Origin of the sequence: Lentimicrobium sp. L6 (assembly GCF_013166655.1) — a bacterium.
Taxonomy (GTDB): Bacteria; Bacteroidota; Bacteroidia; order Bacteroidales; family UBA12170; genus UBA12170.
In genome coordinates, this window is sequence record NZ_JABKCA010000008.1 from 25,932 (window position 1) to 45,699 (window position 19,768).

General features: G+C 34.8%; 13 protein-coding genes. 9 read left to right on the forward strand and 4 right to left on the reverse strand.

Going from position 1 to position 19,768, the window contains the following annotated elements:
• The first annotated feature begins 59 nt into the window (after positions 1-59).
• The 5 genes from HNS38_RS03265 (at position 60) to HNS38_RS03285 (ending at position 7,193) form a co-directional block, all read left to right on the forward strand.
• The gene (locus HNS38_RS03265; RefSeq protein ID WP_172345972.1) at positions 60-2,378 is read left to right on the forward strand and encodes a M14 family zinc carboxypeptidase; all 2,319 of its coding nucleotides are present in this window, start codon (positions 60-62) and stop codon (positions 2,376-2,378) included.
• Positions 2,379-2,615: 237 nt separating this feature from the next.
• Positions 2,616-3,773, forward strand: a complete 1,158-nt coding sequence (locus tag HNS38_RS03270; RefSeq protein ID WP_172345973.1) for a homogentisate 1,2-dioxygenase — start codon at positions 2,616-2,618, stop codon at positions 3,771-3,773.
• A gap of 46 nt (positions 3,774-3,819) precedes the next feature.
• Positions 3,820-4,914, forward strand: a complete 1,095-nt coding sequence (hppD, locus tag HNS38_RS03275; RefSeq protein WP_172282740.1) for a 4-hydroxyphenylpyruvate dioxygenase — start codon at positions 3,820-3,822, stop codon at positions 4,912-4,914.
• A 107-nt stretch (positions 4,915-5,021) separates the two neighbouring features.
• Positions 5,022-6,296, forward strand: a complete 1,275-nt coding sequence (gene fahA / locus HNS38_RS03280; protein ID WP_172282742.1) for a fumarylacetoacetase — start codon at positions 5,022-5,024, stop codon at positions 6,294-6,296.
• A 21-nt stretch (positions 6,297-6,317) separates the two neighbouring features.
• Complete coding sequence (locus tag HNS38_RS03285; protein WP_172282744.1) at positions 6,318-7,193, forward strand: flavin reductase family protein; 876 nt, start codon at positions 6,318-6,320, stop codon at positions 7,191-7,193.
• A gap of 96 nt (positions 7,194-7,289) precedes the next feature.
• Here HNS38_RS03285 and HNS38_RS03290 read toward each other — a convergent pair whose 3' ends face one another.
• From HNS38_RS03290 to HNS38_RS03300, 3 genes are all read right to left on the reverse strand, one after another.
• Positions 7,290-10,598, reverse strand: a complete 3,309-nt coding sequence (locus HNS38_RS03290) for a GEVED domain-containing protein (RefSeq protein ID WP_172345974.1) — start codon at positions 10,596-10,598, stop codon at positions 7,290-7,292.
• A gap of 464 nt (positions 10,599-11,062) precedes the next feature.
• Entirely contained in the window at positions 11,063-11,749 is a 687-nt protein-coding gene (locus tag HNS38_RS03295) for a response regulator transcription factor (RefSeq protein WP_172282749.1), read from the reverse strand.
• A 14-nt stretch (positions 11,750-11,763) separates the two neighbouring features.
• On the reverse strand, positions 11,764-13,398 hold the full coding sequence (locus tag HNS38_RS03300) for a HAMP domain-containing sensor histidine kinase (RefSeq protein ID WP_172282751.1): 1,635 nt from the start codon (positions 13,396-13,398) through the stop codon (positions 11,764-11,766).
• A 309-nt stretch (positions 13,399-13,707) separates the two neighbouring features.
• Here HNS38_RS03300 and HNS38_RS03305 point away from each other — a divergent pair, with 309 nt between their 5' ends.
• Positions 13,708-14,808: a 6-phosphofructokinase gene (locus HNS38_RS03305; protein ID WP_172282753.1), complete on the forward strand. Its 1,101-nt coding sequence runs from the start codon at positions 13,708-13,710 to the stop codon at positions 14,806-14,808.
• Between the two features lie 416 nt (positions 14,809-15,224).
• Positions 15,225-16,601, forward strand: coding sequence for a tryptophanase (locus tag HNS38_RS03310; protein ID WP_172282756.1), 1,377 nt, complete (start codon positions 15,225-15,227; stop codon positions 16,599-16,601).
• 181 nt (positions 16,602-16,782) lie between these two features.
• Here the strand turns inward: HNS38_RS03310 and trpB are convergent, their stop codons facing one another.
• Positions 16,783-17,973, reverse strand: a complete 1,191-nt coding sequence (gene trpB, locus HNS38_RS03315; RefSeq protein ID WP_172282758.1) for a tryptophan synthase subunit beta — start codon at positions 17,971-17,973, stop codon at positions 16,783-16,785.
• A gap of 478 nt (positions 17,974-18,451) precedes the next feature.
• Between trpB and HNS38_RS03320 the strand changes: the two genes are divergently transcribed.
• Positions 18,452-19,069, forward strand: coding sequence for a hypothetical protein (locus HNS38_RS03320; RefSeq protein WP_172282760.1), 618 nt, complete (start codon positions 18,452-18,454; stop codon positions 19,067-19,069).
• Between the two features lie 109 nt (positions 19,070-19,178).
• Complete coding sequence (locus HNS38_RS03325) at positions 19,179-19,760, forward strand: hypothetical protein (protein WP_172282762.1); 582 nt, start codon at positions 19,179-19,181, stop codon at positions 19,758-19,760.
• The last annotated feature ends 8 nt before the right edge of the window (positions 19,761-19,768 follow it).

Consider the following 19,768-nt stretch of genomic DNA (forward strand, 5'->3'; position numbering starts at 1 on the left):
ACAACCAATTTCAATTAAAACTGTCTAGGAAAACAAAAGACATTAATCGAAAATAAAATATGATGAAAAATTACTTGAGTATCCTTGCATTATTTTTATCGCTAACTGTGTTTGGCCAAAATGATGCATATTATTCCTTAGATAAATATCTCCAAGAAAAAGGAGAAGCATTTGTCAAAATTAACACCAATTCCTCTAAAGATATTATCAATTTGGCACCGCTAATGTCAATTGATGAAGTTGATGGAGATGCAGTTTATGCTTATATGTATGAAAAAGGCTTTGCTGGATTTCAGGAGCTGGGTTTAAGTTTTGAAATTTTACAAAAGCCTGGCGAATTATTTATTCCAAAAATGTATGACGGTATTAACAAAGAAGCTTACGAATGGGATGCTTATCCTACTTATGAGGCCTATGTTGAAATGATGTATGAGTTTGCTACAAACTATCCTGATATTTGTGAAGTATTTAGTATTGGAACTTCAGAGGAAGGTCGTGAAATTCTTTTTGCAAAGATTTCTGATAATGTTTCTACTAGTGAACCTGAAGGGCAATTCATGTATACAGGAACTATCCATGGTGATGAAACAGCAGGGTTTGTATTGTTTTTGAGGTTAATAGATTACTTGACTTCAAATTATGGAACTGATGCAGAAGTTACTGAATTAGTGAATAACTTGGAGATATGGGTTAATCCAGCAGCCAATCCAGATGGAACTTATTATGGCGGAAATAATAGTGTATTCGGTGCAAGAAGAGCCAATGCTAATAATGTAGACTTAAATAGAAATTATCATGATCCTAATCCTGCTTATGGTGAACATCCAGATGGTAATGAATATCAGGCAGAAACTGAGGCTTTTATGGCTTTAGCTGATGAGCAGAATTTTGTTATGGCTGCAACTACACATGGAGGTGCAGAAGTATTAAACTACCCATGGGATACTTGGAATTTACATACGGCAGATGATGCGTGGTGGGTTTTTGTATGTCGTGAATATGCTGATACTTGTCATGCTTTTGCTCCTTCTAACTATATGAATCAATTTGATAATGGTATTACTCATGGTTATTCATGGTATCCAACACATGGTTCTCGTCAAGATTATATGAACTATTTCCATCATTGTAGAGAGGTGACTCTAGAGATATCTGATACTAAATTGATTCCGGAAAGTCAATTAGAAAATCATTGGGTTTATAATAAAAGATCTATGATTAATTATATGAAGCAAATGTATTATGGTGTTCAAGGTATCATTACTGATAGTATCACCGAAGAACCTCTAGTAGCAAAAGTAGAAATCCTTGATCATGATGAGTTAAATTCATTCGTGTACTCTAGAGATGGATTAGGAAATTATCACCGTTTAGTAAAAGCCGGCACCTATGATTTCAAATTTTCTGCTGAAGGATATCTTCCTAAGACATTTATTGGTGTTGAAGCTGAAGACTATGAATCTACCATATTGAATGTTCAATTGGTAAGTGCGACTTTAACGGCTGATTTTTCTGCGGATCAAGTTCTAGTAGCAGCTGGTTCAACTGTTCAGTTTTCTGAAGATTGTTGGGGAGAGCCAGATACCTATTCTTGGACTTTTGAAGGAGGAACACCTGCTACATCCACAGAAGCAAATCCTCAAGTAATCTATAATGAAGTTGGAATATTTGATGTTTCTTTAGTGATAACTAAGGGTAGTGATATACAATCTATTTCTAAGGAAGAATATATTTCTGTTAACGAAGAATATATAATTGAAGATGGTGGTGTTACTACTTGTAGTGGTTTGTTTTTGGATAATGGTGGCTTAGACGCTAATTATAGTGCTAACCTAGATTATATCTACACTATTTATGGTTCAGAAGATGCTGAAACGGCTATCCTTTCTGTTGATTTTACCAGTTTTGCAGTGGAGTATCATGCCAGTTGTAACTATGATTACCTTGAGATTTATGACGGACCTAATACCACCTCTGAATTCATTGGTAAATATTGTGGAACTGATAATCCAGGGACAGTGATAAGTACTCATCCTGAAAATGCACTTACATTTGTTTTTCATTCTGATGGTTCTCAAGAGGATGCTGGATGGACTGCCGCCATTAGTTGCACTATTATTGACCAGATTAGTTTGGTTGATGCTCAGGATGCCTTAAAGATTTATCCAAACCCTGTTAATAATGGATGGTTACATATCGAACTAAACCAAGGTATTAATGAGATCAATATGTATAATTTAAGTGGTCAAGAAATAAAAACTTGGAATACTTCAGGAACGAAACAAAACATTAATATTTCAGCAATAGAAGCTGGAGTTTATTTATTAACTGTAAAATCTAATGATGCTGTTTATCATCAGAAGGTCAAGGTTCAATAATTAGCTTTAATATATTTTAAAAGGGGTTTTCTTATCGGAAAGCTCCTTTTTTTTGGTTCATGCTATTTCAGAAAAAAGCAGTTTGAATCAATATGCTTTATCTTATTTAACATAGAATCTATATTGCCATACATCCCAAAAGCCTCACTCACTAAAACTTTACTGTTTTTTTACTTTTTATTTCGATTCTCTTAGTATATCTTTGCTATTCTTAAAGAATCTAAATTAAAATAACAAATGGCACATTATCATAAGCTTGGGTCAATTCCAAAAAAGAGACATGTTACTTATTATAAAGATAACGGCGAACTATATGCTGAGCAGTTGATTTCAAGTGAGGGTTTTTCATCGGAATATACATTAACATATCATCATTATCCACCAACTCTTGTTACTGAAATAGAGGAGGCTGTTGATGTGAGTCCTGACTTTATGGAATTGGATTTAATGGTTAAAAGAAATTTTAGTGGCTTCGATGTGAAGCCCGGAGGAGATTTCTTAACTAGCAGACAAGTGGTTTTAGGTAATCAAGACCTTTATATTGCTTTGGCTGCTCCAAATATAAAGGCATCCGGTATTTTCTATAAAAACTCTCAAGCCCACGAAATGGTATTTATCCACAAGGGAAAAGGAGTGCTAAAAACTATGTTGGGTCATATTGATTTTGTTCCTGGCGATCATTTGATTATCCCTAAAGGAATTATATATCAAATGGAATTTGAAGGAGATGACAACCGCCTTTTTATTGTAGAATCTTTTAGCCCATTTCATTTTCCAAAGAGATATTTAAGTAATTCAGGACAATTATTGGAGAATGCACCCATTTATGAACGTGATATTCGCAGACCAGAGCGCTTAGAATCTATTGATGAATTAGGAGATTACAAAGTGTTGATAAAGAGAGATGATAAACTATATACCTATCACTATGAATCGCATCCCTTTGATGTGGTTGGCTGGGATGGATGTTACTATCCTTATGCTTTATCAATACACGAATTTGAGCCCATTACTGGGCGTATTCACCAACCTCCTCCGGTACATCAAACATGGGAAGCTCATAATTTTGTGACTTGTGCTTTTGTACCCCGCTTATTCGATTATCATCCTCAGGCGATTCCGGCTCCTTATAATCACGCCAATTTAGATTCCGATGAAGTACTTTATTATGTGGATGGCGATTTTATGAGTCGTAATAATATTGAAAAGGGGCAGATTACTTTGCATCCAATGGGAGTAGCTCATGGTCCTCATCCTGGAGCAGTGCAAAGGAGCATTGGTCAAAAAGAAACACAAGAGCTTGCAGTGATGGTCGATACTTTCAAACCTTTGAAAATCACTAAGCAGGCTTTAAATATTGAAGTTAAAGATTATTATAAAAGCTGGAAAAGCTAAGGGCAAAAGCAATAAGCTAAAAACTATTTAAACAAAAACTAAAATAATGGACAATACATGTATTCCTTTGAATGGAACTGATTATGTAGAATTTTATGTGGGTAATGCCAAACAAGCTGCTCATTTTTATCAAACGGCCTTTGGCTTTCAGCCAATTGCTTATGCTGGATTGGAAACTGGATTAACCGATCGCTCATCTTACGTTTTACGTCAAGGAAAATTAACTATTGTTTTAACTGCTTCACTAAAAAAAGATGGGGAAGTAGCTGAACATCATAAACTTCATGGCGATGGTGTAAAAGTAATTGCTTTAAATGTAGATAATGCTAGGGTGGCCTTTACCGAAACAATGTATAGGGGAGCTAAAGCACATTATGCACCAAAAGTAGAAAAAGATGAGGAGGGTGAAGTAGTACTTTCTGCCATCAAGACCTATGGTGAGACAGTGCATGTTTTTGTTGATCGGACTAAGTATTCTGGACCATTTCTACCTGGATATAAGAAATGGGAGCCCAAATATCAACCTAAGGATACAGGATTGCTATATGTAGATCATATTGTAGGTAATGTAAATTGGAATGAGATGGATAAAACAGCTCGTTATTATGAAGATATTTTTGGATTTACTCAGTTGATTTCTTTTGATGATAAAGACATTTCAACTGAATACACTGCCTTAAAATCTAAGGTGATGAGTAATGATAATTTCAAAGTGAAATTCCCAATTAATGAGCCAGCTATCGGCTTGAAAAAATCACAGATTGAAGAATTTCTTGATTTCTATTATGGGCCTGGTCCACAGCATGTCGCTATGGCAACTAATGATATTATTGCAACTATTGCTGATTTAAAAAGTAGAGGGGTGGAATTTCTTCAGGTACCTGATAGCTATTACGATACAGTAATGGACAGAGTTGGAGAGATTGAAGAAGATTTAGAAGAATTAAAGAAACTAAACATCCTCATCGACAGAGATGATGAAGGATATTTATTACAGTTATTCACCAAGCCAGTTCAAGATCGTCCAACTTTCTTCTTTGAGATTATTCAAAGAAAAGGAGCCAAATCTTTCGGAAAAGGAAACTTTAAAGCCCTTTTTGAATCGATTGAGCTAGAACAAGGAAATAGAGGAACTTTATAAACAATACTCTTTGGAATCTGTTGCCAAGAGAAACTAATGTTTCTAAACTATTTGGTACTACTGATTTCTGACTTCAAACTTGATTAAAACACAGAAAATAACAAATAATGGAAAATATATTTAATACAAAAGGATTAAGTTCATGGGTAGATATTCCCGATGATAGTGATTTCAGTATTCACAATATTCCTTTCGGAGTTTTTACTTATCAAGGAGAAACAAGATGTGGAAGTAGGTTAGGAGATTTTGTTCTAGATTTAGCACAATTGGGAGAGGATGGATGGTTCAACGATTTGCCACTTGGAAATGGGACAGTATTTCACAAAACTACTTTAAATCCATTTATGGAATTGGGTAATGAGAGTTGGACAAGTGTGAGAAATAGAGTTATCGAGCTTTTTCAATCGGCTAATACCGAAATAAGAGATGAAGAAGATATTCATGCAAAATATCTAATTCCAATTTCAGATGTTCAGATGGAGATGCCAGTTAAAGTTGGAGATTATACCGACTTTTATAGTAGTATTGAGCATGCCACTAATGTGGGCACTATGTTCCGCGATCCTGCTAATGCACTTTTCCCAAACTGGAAATATCTTCCAGTAGGTTATCATGGTAGAGCAAGTAGTATTGTGGTAAGTGGTACAGATATTCATCGCCCAAAAGGACAAACTCGATTAGATCCTGAACAACCACCAAAATTTGGTGCCAGTCAAAGAGTCGATTTCGAATTGGAAATGGCTTTTATCACTGGTCAAGGAAATAAATTGGGTGACCATATAACAACAGAAGATGCAGAGAAACACATCTTTGGCATGGTAATATTTAACGATTTATCGGCCAGAGATATTCAAACATGGGAATATGTTCCCTTAGGTCCCTTTCTTTCTAAAAACTTTGGGTCTGTAATTTCTCCATGGATAGTAACCCTTGATGCTTTGAAAGCTTATCGTGTAGCTGGTCCTGTGCAAAATCCAAAAGTGTTTCCCTATTTAGAATATGAAGGAGATAAGAATATTGATATTAATCTCCAAGTTGCTATTCAGCCAGAAAGTGCTGAGGAATCTGTGGTTTGCAATTCTAATTACAAGTATATGTATTGGAATATGAATCAGCAATTGGCTCATCAAACCATTAATGGTTGCAATGTAAAGCCAGGAGATATGTATGCTTCTGGTACCATAAGTGGGCCTACTGAAGATTCTTATGGCTCCATGTTAGAATTAGCATGGAAAGGAACTAAACCTTTGAAAATGAAAGATGGAACAGAACGAAAGTTTATCCACGATCAAGATACCATCATCATGAGAGCTTTCTGTGAAAAAGATGGACGACGAATTGGTTTCGGTGAAAGTGTATGTAAAATTTTACCAGCTAAATAATTTATTTAAAGACGAATTAGAATGATGACAATAAATCCAAAGGAGAGGAGTGTACAAGAGGTTCATCATGGACTTTTGGGTGGAATTGCACCTCGACCTATTGCCTTTGCAAGTACTATTGATAGAGATGGAAATCCAAATTTATCACCATTTAGCTTTTTTAATGCTTTTAGTGCTAATCCTCCTATTCTAATATTTTCACCAGCTAGAGGAGGGAAAGACAATAAAAACAAACATACTTTTTTCAATATTCAAGAAGTTCCTGAAGTGGTCATCAATATGGTGACTTTTGATATGGCTCAGCAGATGAGTTTAGCCAGTTCAAACTATCCCAAAGGGGTTAATGAGTTCGATAAAGCAGGGTTTACCATGCAGGAGTCAGAGACCATAAAACCATTCAGAGTGAAGGAGTCACCCATACAATATGAATGTAAGGTTCAACAAGTTATTGAGACAGGAACAGAAGGTGGAGCTGGTAATTTAGTAATTTGTGAAGTGACAAGAATCCATATTGATGAGAATATTCTAGATTATAATGGACATGTAGATCCCAACCTTGCAGATTTAGTAGGTAGAATGGGAGGGAACTATTATGTGAGAACCATTGGAGATGCTCTTTTTGAAATTCCAAAACCTTTAGCTCATATAGGAATAGGTTTTGATCTATTACCTAGTTTTATTCGTGATTCTAGAGACTGGAGCCAGCCTGAAAAAGCTCAATTAGCTGGTGTGGAACGATTACCCAATAAAGAAGATTTGAAAGACGAGAATCTTTCAGAATATGTGAATAATGGATTGACACAAAAAGGGTTGAATCCTATTTGTTATTCTAAAGATTTAATAGCCAATGGTAAGGTGTGGGATGCTTTAGTATTTTTGATGAAGCAAAGTCAATGATTGAAAAGTATAAAGTTCAATTTATTTTAAATTTTACTTAATATTTATAAAAGGAAAAAAAGCGACTGAAAGAGTCGCTTTTTTCATGTTCACCAATTAGTTGATAATAATTTTCCTATTGAGGAGCTCTTCATTTTGATGTAAGCGTATCATATAGATACCGGATTCTAGTTGACTTGTATTGAAAGTATTTTGATAGTCAGAAAGCTTTCTTTTCATGACTAACCTACCTTCCATATCATAAATCATGACTTCAGTATCTAATATTTCGTTCTGTGAAATGATAAAATAATCTTGAGCAGGATTAGGATATATATTGACTTCATAAGCTATTTGAGAAGCTTCAAACGACAATTCCTCATTACTGGTACTTACATTGATGGTATAATCCTCCACTTCACCATAGCTAAACGACTCACAATATGTAGGTATGGCATTCCATTTCATAGAGACGCGCATCCTGGTTTGGCCAGCAAATCCAGCTTTGCTATTGAAACTACCAGAAACCAAAGCACTTGTTAATGCAGAAGCAAATACTTCCTCATCAATATCTGCAAAGTCACCATCTCTATTCCAATCAATCCAAACTCTCCAAACCTCATTATAAACAGTACTTGAGAATGCTGGACTTAAACTTATGGTATTGCTTCCAGAGTTTAAATCAATAACATCAGCTGTATAATCAGAATAGCTGCTTCCGGAACTATTTTTTGTAAAAGAGTTAACTGTCACCTTGCTAATCCACTCATAACTGAAGTTATTACCTTGTGAGCTACAATAGTTAATTGGTGCAGCATTTACTGTGATATAATTTGTTTTAGTTTCGTTATCATTTCCTGTGGCATTTGTTGCTACTAAGCTTACAGTATAATTGCCAGGAGTATTATAAGTGATGCTAGGGTTTTGGGCTGTACTAATAGAAGGTGTGCCTCCAGTGAATGACCAGCTCCATGAGCTAGGATTATGGGTAGAAGCATCGGTAAATTGTATGCTTTCTCCAGCATTTATTACTGTTGTTGAAGCCGAAAAAGCAGCAATTGGAGCTAATGGAGCACTAAAAGTTACCGTATAATCTTCTACTTCACCATAGGAGAAGGTTTCACATGAACTTGGGTTGGCATTATACTTCATAGTAACTCTCATTCTCGTGCTTCCCGTTGCACCATTGTCCACTGTAAAACTCCCTGCAACAACAGCACTACCATTTCCACTGAAAACTTCCTCTCCAGCATCCTCAAAATCGCCATCCTTATTATAGTCAATCCAAATTTTCCAATATTCTGCATAAGTACTACTTTTGAAAGATGGAGTTAAAGTAACAGCTACATTTTCTCCTTGGTTCAGGGAAACAATATCACCTGTAAAATCAGAATATCCTGTAGCTCCAGAGCTTTTTGTAAAACTACCCATCACTACTTTTGAAATCCACTCATAGCTAAAATCATTTCCTTGGGAATTACAATAAGTAATGGGGGCTTGACTAACAGATATTAAATTGCTTTTAGTTTCAGTATCACTTCCACTAGCATTTGTGGCTGTTAAAGTAACAGAATATGTGCCAGAAGTTTGATAAGTAACGGTTGGATTTTGATCAGTTGAGCTTGAAGGTGTTCCACCAGGAAAACTCCAAGACCAAGCGCCTGGGCCATAGGTTGTTTGATCGGTGAAGCTAATGCTTTGACCAGTATTGATATTTGTTGCACTTTGGGTAAAGTTAGCCACCGGTGGCTGCGTAGATGCAGTTTTAATTCCGCTAATAATGATAGAGAAATCTTGATTTCCACCACTTATGGTTCCATCGTGATCTACAGTAATAGTATAAGAAGCATCAGCAGTAGGATTAGCAATGTATACAACTTCCACATTATCTCTATTGTTTTCTCCGTTATTGGTAGCGGAAGCAGAAGGAGAACTAGCTGTTAATGACCATGGATAATGAGTGGTTCCGCCATTACTTAACCTTAAATCTAAGTCATTTACTAGCATTGCAGTTGTTGGATCTAAAGAATTTGAAGTTGGCGTTCCTGCTACATCTGTCCAAACTATAGTCACCTTAATAGGTTCGTTTCCCTTGGCAATAACTGTTCTTTGGTAATTTGCACCGTTCGCCAGATTTAACTCGTCCAACACATTTAAACTTTGGTCTTCTGTAATGGTTTGAGCTGCTGTTAGTGTGTTCATTAATCCCCATCCAAATTGGTAGTCAGGTCCAATATTAGTACCAGCTTCATCGGCAGTATTAATGACAAGTGCTTTTAATGTAGCAGCTTTCATGAAATTGTTTCCTCCTTTTAAATTATTATAGTGCTCCTGTAATAAGAGGAGGGAACCTGTGGTGGATGGAGATGACATTGAAGTTCCACTTAGTGATTGGTAATCAGAGTCATTGTCATCATCTGCTGAATATAAACCAACCCCATTAGCTACGATATCAGGTTTAATTCTACTGTCATCGCAAGGTCCCCAAGAACTAAAGCTACTCATCACTACGTCAGATACTTGGCTATAGCCACTTGAAATATCTTCGACTGCACCAACTGTCAATATATTTTTAGAGACACTAGAGTGTGAAATACAATCGTAAGGCCCATCTTGAGGATAACTACCGTTTGTTGGTCCGTCACCGCGATCGTTACCAGCCGATTTTACAATTAAATAATTAGGAGCGTTGTGTGCGATAATATCCCAATCTCTCGCTTGTGTATCGTAGAACCCAAAGAGATAATCCTCTTGTGAACTGATACTCGTAGTTCCATACCAAACCCAGCTAGATCCATTCCAAGACCATCCTCGACCATATCCATAACTATGATTAGAAACCAGAGCTCCATTAGCTGCTTCTGTAGCCATTTCCGACTCATCACTATTCCAATCGAAAGCACGCAGTTGCGCTTGAGGGGCCATCCCTTTTGCACTAGAAACTACTCCAGAACCAATTAATGTTCCGGCCACGTGCTGTGCATGATAATGAGTGGTCGTTGCACCATCGACTTGGGTAACTCTTCCTGTCAATTCCTGATGAGAAGTGCGGATGGCTCCACCATCCCATTCATGGACAGTCATTCCAGAGCCATTAAGATTTAACCCGGAACCACCTCCAGTATGTACCTTATTTGTAGAGATGGTTTTAGCTGCCACTTCATTTTCAGTCCTATAATACTGAGGGTTTCCATAGAAATCGATAGACATTAATTCCATAAATACCTCATCATTTTCTATGAAAACTGGAATATCGTTTTTTTTTGCATACCTTAAAGCTTCTGCTTTTTTAACCGTGAATGACTGAGCCTTTTCGTTGGCAAAATTGAGGAGTGTTGATTTTTGAGTAACATTTTGCGCAAAGGAACCATTAGATAGAATTAAAACTCCTAATACTACCATAACATAGTAATTTAAAAACTTCATAATTGTGATTTTAATTAATAAATTGAGTGTTTTGATGTGTTATGGTCAAAGATGGTCGTGATTGGTAAAAGCAGCAAAAATTGATAATTGCTTGTGTGGGCAATGGCGAATTTTAATAGCGGCTTATCTATTAATACCAGAATTGTCAAAAGCGTACCCCTTTGGTATGAATTAGTTATTAACAATTGTTGAAATAATAAAATACTTAAACGTTATATATAAGCAAATGAATAATCTATGGATAAAGTATATATTAATAGCTTTACCTATAAGGTCATTAAATATTTAATAGGGATTGTATTTGAAAAAGCATGTCTGTTGACAATTGCAGTTATAGCTGCTCAAAATTATGTAAACAATATTTTTTGAAGAATCGAATTGTATAAATTCAAATGATTGATGTATAATAATTTAGAAAATACATTTCAGAAAAGGAATGGGGCTTTTTATAGAAAAAGTAATTCTTACTCCTGAAGAAACAATCGATACCCACTTCCATGGATATTGATAATCTGCAATCGACTATCAGCTTTTAGGAATTTACGAAGCTTTGTAATATATACATCCATGCTTCGAGTAGTAAAGTAATTATCATCTCCCCATATTTGCTTTAAGGCTTCTTCCCGTGGTAATACTTCACCCAAATTAAGTAATAATAACCTGAGTAGTTCAGCTTCCTTAGGACTTAATTTAATACTCTCTTCAGTGCTGGTATTGAGTAATTCTCTAATCATAGAACTAAAATGGAAGATTCCAATCTCAAATTCATGGCTGTCAGTGGGCTTTTTTAGAGTTTTTCTTCCTAATATCGCTTTGATTTTATAAATTAATACTTCAGAATCAAATGGCTTTTTGATATAATCGTCGGCACCAAGTTCATAGCCTTTTACTTCGTCTTCTTTTAAAGTTTTGGCTGTCAGGAAAATGAATGGAATTTCAGGGGCTTGGCTCCTGATACTTTGTGCTACTGAGAAGCCGTCAACATTAGGGAGCATCACATCGAGTATGCAGAAGTCAAATTTTGACTCGTCGAACTTATCTATAGCTTCTTGTCCGTCTTGGACCCAAAACACCTCAAACTTGTGAATCTCTAAATATGCTTTTAAAACTTCACCAAAACTTTTGTCATCCTCTAATAAAAATATTTTCATTTTTTTCCTTTCTCTTATTTCTTAATGGGTAGTCGAATTTCAAAACTACTACCTATGCCCAATTCACTTTTCACATGAATACTTCCACCATGTTTTTCTATTATAGCTTTTACATAGGTGAGTCCCAATCCATATCCTTTAATATTATGTACATTTCCCGCTTCAATTCTATAAAACCTATCGAAAATATACTGTAACTCTTTTTTATTCATCCCTTTACCCTTATCACTAATATTGATAGAAAGGTGATATTTTGTATTCGAAGTGGCTATTTTTATCTGAACAGGCTCTTCAGAATATTTGATGGCATTGTCCAATAAATTATAGAATACATTTATTAGGTGTACTTGGTCTGCTAATACTTCAAAGGTATTTGCTTGGAAATCAGAAGAAATATTCCCTTTGTCCTCAAGTTTTATTTGTGTGTTTTCCACTATATTCTGCAAAACTTCATGAACATCAATGGTTTGTTTTTCGAGTTTCAACTCTTTGCTTTCTAATCTAGCCATTTGTAATATCTTCTCCACCAGCCTATTCATCCTCCTGTTTTCTTTTTTTATCATGCCTGTGAAATAGCTGACTTTATCTTTGTTACCTAAAATAATAGGATTTAATATTGAATCAGAAGCCAATGAAATGGTAGCGATTGGTGTTTTAAATTCATGTGTCATATTATTAATGAAATCACTTTGAACTTCAGATATTTTCCGATGGTGAAGTAGATTTTTAATTATAAGTAATAAACCTATTGTCAGCATCAGTGTGAAAGCAATAGATAAAGTAATAGGAGTAGAGAGGTTTAAATACAGCTGTTTACGATTAACCTGTAATGCTAATAGTTGTTTTCTAGGAATCAGTTCATAAGGATATAAATTGGAAAAATAACTAAAGGAATTCTTGTCAAAATCATGGCTAGAATAAAGCACCGTCTCTTCACTTAGACTATCTAATATAGCAAAGTTAAATTGATTGGGGATATTATATTCTATTAAGCTTTTTTCAATCACTTCCTGTATTAATTTTTTTGGGATGCTATCCATAAAAGGCTTACTCCACTCATCCATCTCCCAAACCAATTGGTCTATAGTAGTTTCGATATTGTCTTTTTCATCTCTTAGGGCAATAGTTTTGTATTCTAGAACTTGTATCAGGCTATCAGCTTTAGCTTCAAAACTTTGGTAAATAGAGTCGTTTTTGAGTTTGATATGAATCTTAGTTTCTATGTTATTACCATTTCCATTTACAAATTCCCAATCCGCCTTTTCGTCATAAAACTCTAATTCCCTTTCTACATTAGCATTGACTATAATCATATTATTACTCATACTATCCAGCATTTGCGAAATCACTACTTCTTGAAAATGTTCAAATTCATTATCTGCAAAAATGATAGCATTCTCTTCAATTTCATGTTCAATACTAATTCGGTGAATGTTGCGTGTATTGAGATGACTTCTTTGAATATGATAGAGTTTTTCTTGTTGGTCAAGTGCATCTATTGCAAACTTTAATGCCCTATTTACATTCTGATCAAATAGTACTCTATTTTGTTCATAAAGCATATTAATCCAATAATATTGAATACCAATGGAACCCAATAAAGCAAAAATGCTAAAAATGATGACGATTTGTATTTTTCTTTTATTCATAGGAAAGCCAAAATTAGCCAATTAAATATAAGGTTGAGAGTACTTTAACCTAAGTTTAACCTTTGTTAATAGCAAAGATTAACATATTTTCAAATTTACAATAATTATAAATTACCTATAAAGTAGATTGAGTTTCAGAGCCTACGATTTACACCTAAAATTAAGATATCCCTCTTCAATCGTTTGCGGTTGAAAATACTTGATAAAAAATGAGTTGAAGATGCCAACTAAGTGATTCATGTATTTAAATATTATTACTTTTGCGCTACTATTTAACCGAAAATAGATTAATTAAACAAGATATCAGAGATGAAAAGAGTTTTAGTATTAACGGGAGGTGGAGATTGCCCCGGACTGAATGCAGTAATAAGAGCCATTGTTAAAAGAGCAGCACAAGAGAAAGATTGGGAAGTTGTTGGAAGTATTCAAGCTTTTAATGGTGTTTTATGGGAGCCTACACAAATTAAAGTGTTAGACCAAGCCGCTGTAAAAGGAATTCACTATCAAGGTGGAACCATCATTGAAACAACAAATAAAGGAGGACCATTTGCTTGGCCTATTAAAGATAAAAAAGGAAATTGGATTAGTGTAGATCGTTCAGAAGAAATGCTTCGTAAGCTACAGTTCATGGGTATTGATGCAGTTATCAATATTGGTGGAGATGGTAGTCAGGTTATTTCTCAGAAACTTTTCGAAATGGGGTTGAATGTTATTGGTGTTCCAAAAACTATTGATAATGACCTTTCTGCTACCGATTCTACTTTTGGTTATCAGACAGCTGTTCAAATTGCTACTGAAGCACTAGATAAATTAGTAACTACGGCTGCTTCACATAACCGTGTTTTCGGTATGGAGGTGATGGGACGTTATGCCGGTTGGATTGCATTAAATGCTGCAATTGCTGGTGGTGCCGATGTATGTTTGATTCCTGAAATTCCTTATGATATTAAATTAGTTAAGGAAAAATTAGAAAGCCGTTTCTATAAGGATAGAGGCTTCGGAATTATGGTGGTTTCTGAAGGAGCAAGACCTGCTGAAGGAACTATGCACTACGAAAGAAGCCAAGAAGTAGGATACGAAAACCTTAAATTAGGCGGTATTGTTCACCAGGTTCTTAGAGAATTAAAAGATGCTGGAATGAAAGCTGATATGAGAGATGTCATGCTAGGACACTTACAAAGAGGTGGTGTACCTGTAGCTTACGATAGAGTTTTAGCAGCCCAGTTTGGTGTTAAAGCATTCGAGATGGTCTTAGAAGAAGAATTTGGAAAAATGGTTTCTTACCAGCATCCAGACATTGTTTCAGTTCCATTGAAAGATGCTATAGACAAACCTAACTTTGTTACTCTTGACAATAGAATTATCCAAACTGTTAAAGGATTAGATATATGCTTAGGAGCTGAAGTTTAAAATAATAAATTTACAATCATACCATATTTATATCCTGTATCACTAGTGATGCAGGATTTTTTTTGCCTTGTATTTGTAAATGTTGGTGTAAATTTTTTAAAACAATAGAGTTTTACTTAATTTTAGAATAACTAGATATGAAAATCATTTTTTTTGTAAATTTGCAATTCTTCAAAACAGAAAATGACAAAACTATTTTTGAAATACTTAATTCTAAATCGCTTTTTAAATATTAAGAATCGCGATAACTTTCATTACTCTTTTTAAAACCATAGTAAAATGGTTTTACTTATAGTATTTTGATGATTCAAATGCTATTTTTTCTAAATAACATCTTTTAGATACTTATCGGTATCACATTAGATGACCAATTATTTCTCATTATTATTTTATTTCATTAAAAAAAGAATTTTGTTATGCAATTACCTTACGCAGAACCATTTAAAATTAAAATGGTTGAAACTATAAAAAGAAGTACACGCGAAGAACGTGAAAAGTGGATCAAAGACGCAAAATATAATTTATTCAATCTTAAAAGTGAACAGGTTTTTATTGACCTTTTAACTGATAGTGGTACTGGAGCTATGAGTGATAAACAGTGGTCAGAAATGATGATTGGTGATGAGAGTTATGCTGGTGCTAGCTCTTTCTATAAAATGAAAGCTGCCATCAAAAATATTTTAGGCTTCGATTATTTCTTACCAACACACCAAGGAAGAGCAGCTGAGAATGTATTATTTTCTGTTTTGGTAAAAGAAGGAAACATTATTCCTGGCAACAGCCATTTTGATACTACAAAAGGTCATATCGAATTTAGAAAGGCAAAGGCAGTAGATTGTACTATTGATGAAGCTTTTGATACTACTGTACAACACGATTTTAAAGGAAATATAGACTTAGCCAAGTTGGAAAAAACTTTCAATGATTATCCTATGGCTCAGATTCCTATGGTTATTATTACAGTAACATGTAATTCATCTGGAGGACAGCCTGTAAGCATGCAAAATATTAAAGATGTTCACGCCCTTTGTAAGAAATATGGAACACTAGTGATGTTTGATTCTGCTCGTTTTGCTGAAAATGCATATTTCATCAAAACAAGAGAACCTGGTTATGCTGACAAAACTATCAAAGAGATTGTGAAGGAAATGTATACCTACGCTGATGCCATGACCATGAGTTCTAAAAAAGATGCCATTGTAAATATGGGAGGATTCATAGGATTTAAAGATGAAGATTTATATAAGCAAGCTAGTGTTTTTGGAATCATTTTTGAAGGCTATATTACATACGGAGGAATGTCGGGAAGAGATATGAATGCTTTAGCTCAAGGATTAGATGAAGGTACTGAGTTTCCGTTCTTAGAATCTAGAGTTGGACAAGTAGCCTATTTAGGTAGCAAGTTAAAAGAATATGGTATTCCTATTCAAGAACCATTTGGAGGGCATGCTATTTTTGTGGATGCCAAAAGATTCCTTCCTGAATTGCCCAAAGAAGATTTCGTTGCTCAAACACTTGCAGTGGAATTGTATATAGAAGGTGGAGTAAGAGGAGTAGAGATCGGAGCGATTTTAGCTGATAGAGATCCTATTACAAGAGAAAATAGATATCCTGAATTAGAGTTATTAAGATTAGCTATTCCTAGAAGAACTTATACCAATAACCATATGGAATATATCGCAGCCGCTCTGAAGAATGTTTTCGATCGCCGCGAAGAAATCACTTCTGGCGTGAAAATCACTAAAGAAGCTCCAATCATGCGCCACTTTACTGTGGAATTGGAAAGACTCTAGTTCTAACCTCTAGATGAAATCAAAAGAGATGTTGTTGCCCTGGCAGTAACATCTCTTTTTTTGTTTTCGGGATTGAAGAAAGAAACACGAAGTTAAAGCTTGTCCATATTTGGAAAATCTATTCAATCTCATATATCTTCCAACTACTAAATGTTGCCATCCAGCATCCAGCATCCGTCTTCTACATCAAATCACGCTCCACATCTTTATCTCCACGACCCGAAAGATTGATCACACTCACCTGACCAGTTTTTCCTTTGAGTAGTTTAGCTGCAAGAGCAATAGCATGAGAGGATTCAATGGCAGGAATTATACCTTCTAATTTACTTAATAGTTTAAATCCTTCAATGGCTTCATCGTCGGTAACAATATGATAATGAGCACGACCAGTATCTTTGAGTAAAGCATGTTGTGGGCTCACCCCGGGATAATCTAATCCTGCAGCAATGCTATGCGATGGGTATATCTCATCATTCTCATCAGTTAATGCATAGCTAAATGTTCCTTGAAATACGCCTGGTTTTCCGAGGCTAAGTGTAGCAGCCGTATCCCCTAATACTCCATTTCCTCCACCTTCTGCAGCATGAATGGCAACTTCACGGTCTTTTAAGAAATCACCGAAGAGTCCTATTGCGTTTGAGCCTCCTCCAATGCATGCAAATAGATTATCTGGCAATCTTCCTTCTTTCTCAATAAACTGCTTTTTGGTTTCCTTACCAATCACCGATTGAAAAAAACCAACCATAGTAGGATAGGGATGGGGTCCAACCTGCGACCCTAATAAATAAAATACATGTGGATTCTCAATATAATAACCTAAGGCTGCGTCAACTGCATCTTTCAATGTAGCTGTTCCTGATTCAGTTAATACCATTTCAGCACCTAGAAGCTTTATTCTACTCACATTCATCTTTTGGCGCTCGGCATCTTTGGCACCCATAAATACCTTGCATTTCATACCGAATAATGCAGCTGCAGTCGCGGTGGCTACACCATGTTGACCTGCACCTGTTTCCGCAACTATTTCAGTTGCCCCCATTCTTTTGGCTAGTAAAATCTGCCCAATTGTATTATTGATTTTATGCGAACCAGTATGATTTAAATCTTCTCTTTTTAAATATACCTTAGAACCAATATGTTGGCTCAAGCGATGGGCATAATATAGGGGAGAAGGTCTTCCCACAAAATTCTTCAAGTAATAGATATATTCTTGTTCGAAACTACTGTCTTTACTGTATTTCTCGAATTGCTCAGCCAACTCTAATAATTTCCCCTCTAAAACAGGTGGTACAAACATTCCCCCATAATCTCCAAATTTACCATTAACTGATGCGAAATCTTGTTCTGTTTGTTTTGTTGTAATATTTTCCATTTTAAGCTATATTTTTTGAATTAATCATTATTTTTTTTCGATAATTGGTTGTCTATTTAATGATAAACGGATGCCATCGAAATATGATTTTTTCTATCCAAAAGGAGAATTTAGTTTTCATTTATTATAATTTAAAAATTAATGCACAAAAAAAGCCGAAGGTTTTCACCTTCGGCTGTATATTTTAAATATAGATATACTGGGTTACTTTCCTATTTCGAATTGAAATGAAAGCCACCACCAAAATCTATTATTCATCGCTATAATCATGTTACAAAACTAGTATTTATTTTTATTTGGCAAATACTTTTTTTGATATTTATTCAAGTAAATTTATTATTTCTGAGCAATGTTATTGATAAACAATGCGTTGTGATTTTAAATTTTTTACTATAAAGATGAATAAGGAAGCCATTACTTTATGATATAATTTATACATTTGAGAAAAATATGACTCTAAGAATAAAACATCCTTATCATGAAAAAATGCATTTTTCTAATCTTGACAGTAATTGTTTTCCTTCCTCAGGTTTTTGCCCAGTATGATGTTCAGACAAGGAATAATATATCTTGGAATTTAATAGATATGGGGTTACAGCGTTTTACCATAGATTATGAACGAATGACTAAAAATGGAAATATGTCTGTAATTATTCCATTATCTTATCGTTTTGGTGAGATTCATCGTTCTGCGGATGATTATAGTTATAACTATTCTCCAATTGGAGATTTAGATGATTTTAAAGATGAATCAGATTGGTATGTAGGATTTGGATTTATGTTTCACCCCATTGCTAAACCCACTAAAGTTAAATTCTTTTTCGGTCCTGAAATCAGGTTTGGTGGTGCTACCCATAGAAATGATTATTATTACTATGAGGAGTATGACTATATTTCATCAGATTTTTCTCCAAGTGAGGAAGTTCAAGAAATCAAATACGCCTATGCAGCTTTTTTAGTGGATGTAGGAATTAAATATTATCCCATCAAGCAATTGTTTATGGGTGTTAAGATAGGAGTTGGAGCCTATGGCAATCATGAGAATAGTATAAATGCAATTGTTTCTCCAGCGTTTAAAATGGGTTATAGCTTCTAAATTGAAATTATTACAAAGTCTTTAATAAATTTCTGATATTTGCTCAATCAAGCAACTCCAATATTTGATATTGGTCTATGTATTTATAAGAAACAAAAAAATAAACAATATGAAAAAGTATTCTCTATTATTAATGATGGTTTTTTCAGTATTGAGCATTCATGCTCAGAAACACGATTCTGATAAAGAGCAGGATGAAGCTGCTTTTGGAAGAAATAATATCTCTATTATGTTATCAGATGTGGTATTAAAACGAGTAAGTTTCGAATATGAGCATATATTTGGAGATGAAGGAAATATGTCGATCAATATTCCATTTTCAATTGCTATTGGTGAAGCCGATGATGTTTATGGAGACCAAGTGAATTGGTGGGGTGGTTTAGGTATGAAATTATATCCTACAGGTCAAGGTAAAATTAGATATTTCGTGGGACCAGAAGTAAGAGTGATTTCAGCTCACTATGAAGGCATTGATTATTCTTATTATGACGGCTATACTGAAGAAAAAGATGTGAAAGAGGAATACATTCACACAGCTTTTTTACTGAATAATGGATTTATCTATGAGCCCACTAAAAACTTTATCTTTTCTGTGAATTTAGGAGTGGGTTTCATGTCGCGAGATCAAAAAACTGGTGATGGAGTGCAACCTATGGCCACACCAAGTGTTCGTATGGGTTTCCGATTCTAAATAATTTC

Excerpts from the sequence above, each read along its gene's own strand:
- HNS38_RS03285 (WP_172282744.1), top strand. The coding sequence starts at position 6,318 with ATGATGACAATAAATCCAAAGGAGAGGAGTGTACAAGAGGTTCATCAT.
- HNS38_RS03305 (WP_172282753.1), top strand. The coding sequence starts at position 13,708 with ATGAAAAGAGTTTTAGTATTAACGGGAGGTGGAGATTGCCCCGGACTG.
- fahA (WP_172282742.1), top strand. The coding sequence starts at position 5,022 with ATGGAAAATATATTTAATACAAAAGGATTAAGTTCATGGGTAGATATT.
- HNS38_RS03295 (WP_172282749.1), bottom strand. The coding sequence starts at position 11,749 with ATGAAAATATTTTTATTAGAGGATGACAAAAGTTTTGGTGAAGTTTTA.
- HNS38_RS03320 (WP_172282760.1), top strand. The coding sequence starts at position 18,452 with ATGAAAAAATGCATTTTTCTAATCTTGACAGTAATTGTTTTCCTTCCT.
- HNS38_RS03290 (WP_172345974.1), bottom strand. The coding sequence starts at position 10,598 with ATGAAGTTTTTAAATTACTATGTTATGGTAGTATTAGGAGTTTTAATT.
- HNS38_RS03325 (WP_172282762.1), top strand. The coding sequence starts at position 19,179 with ATGAAAAAGTATTCTCTATTATTAATGATGGTTTTTTCAGTATTGAGC.
- HNS38_RS03310 (WP_172282756.1), top strand. The coding sequence starts at position 15,225 with ATGCAATTACCTTACGCAGAACCATTTAAAATTAAAATGGTTGAAACT.
- HNS38_RS03300 (WP_172282751.1), bottom strand. The coding sequence starts at position 13,398 with ATGAATAAAAGAAAAATACAAATCGTCATCATTTTTAGCATTTTTGCT.
- trpB (WP_172282758.1), bottom strand. The coding sequence starts at position 17,973 with ATGGAAAATATTACAACAAAACAAACAGAACAAGATTTCGCATCAGTT.
- HNS38_RS03270 (WP_172345973.1), top strand. The coding sequence starts at position 2,616 with ATGGCACATTATCATAAGCTTGGGTCAATTCCAAAAAAGAGACATGTT.
- hppD (WP_172282740.1), top strand. The coding sequence starts at position 3,820 with ATGGACAATACATGTATTCCTTTGAATGGAACTGATTATGTAGAATTT.
- HNS38_RS03265 (WP_172345972.1), top strand. The coding sequence starts at position 60 with ATGATGAAAAATTACTTGAGTATCCTTGCATTATTTTTATCGCTAACT.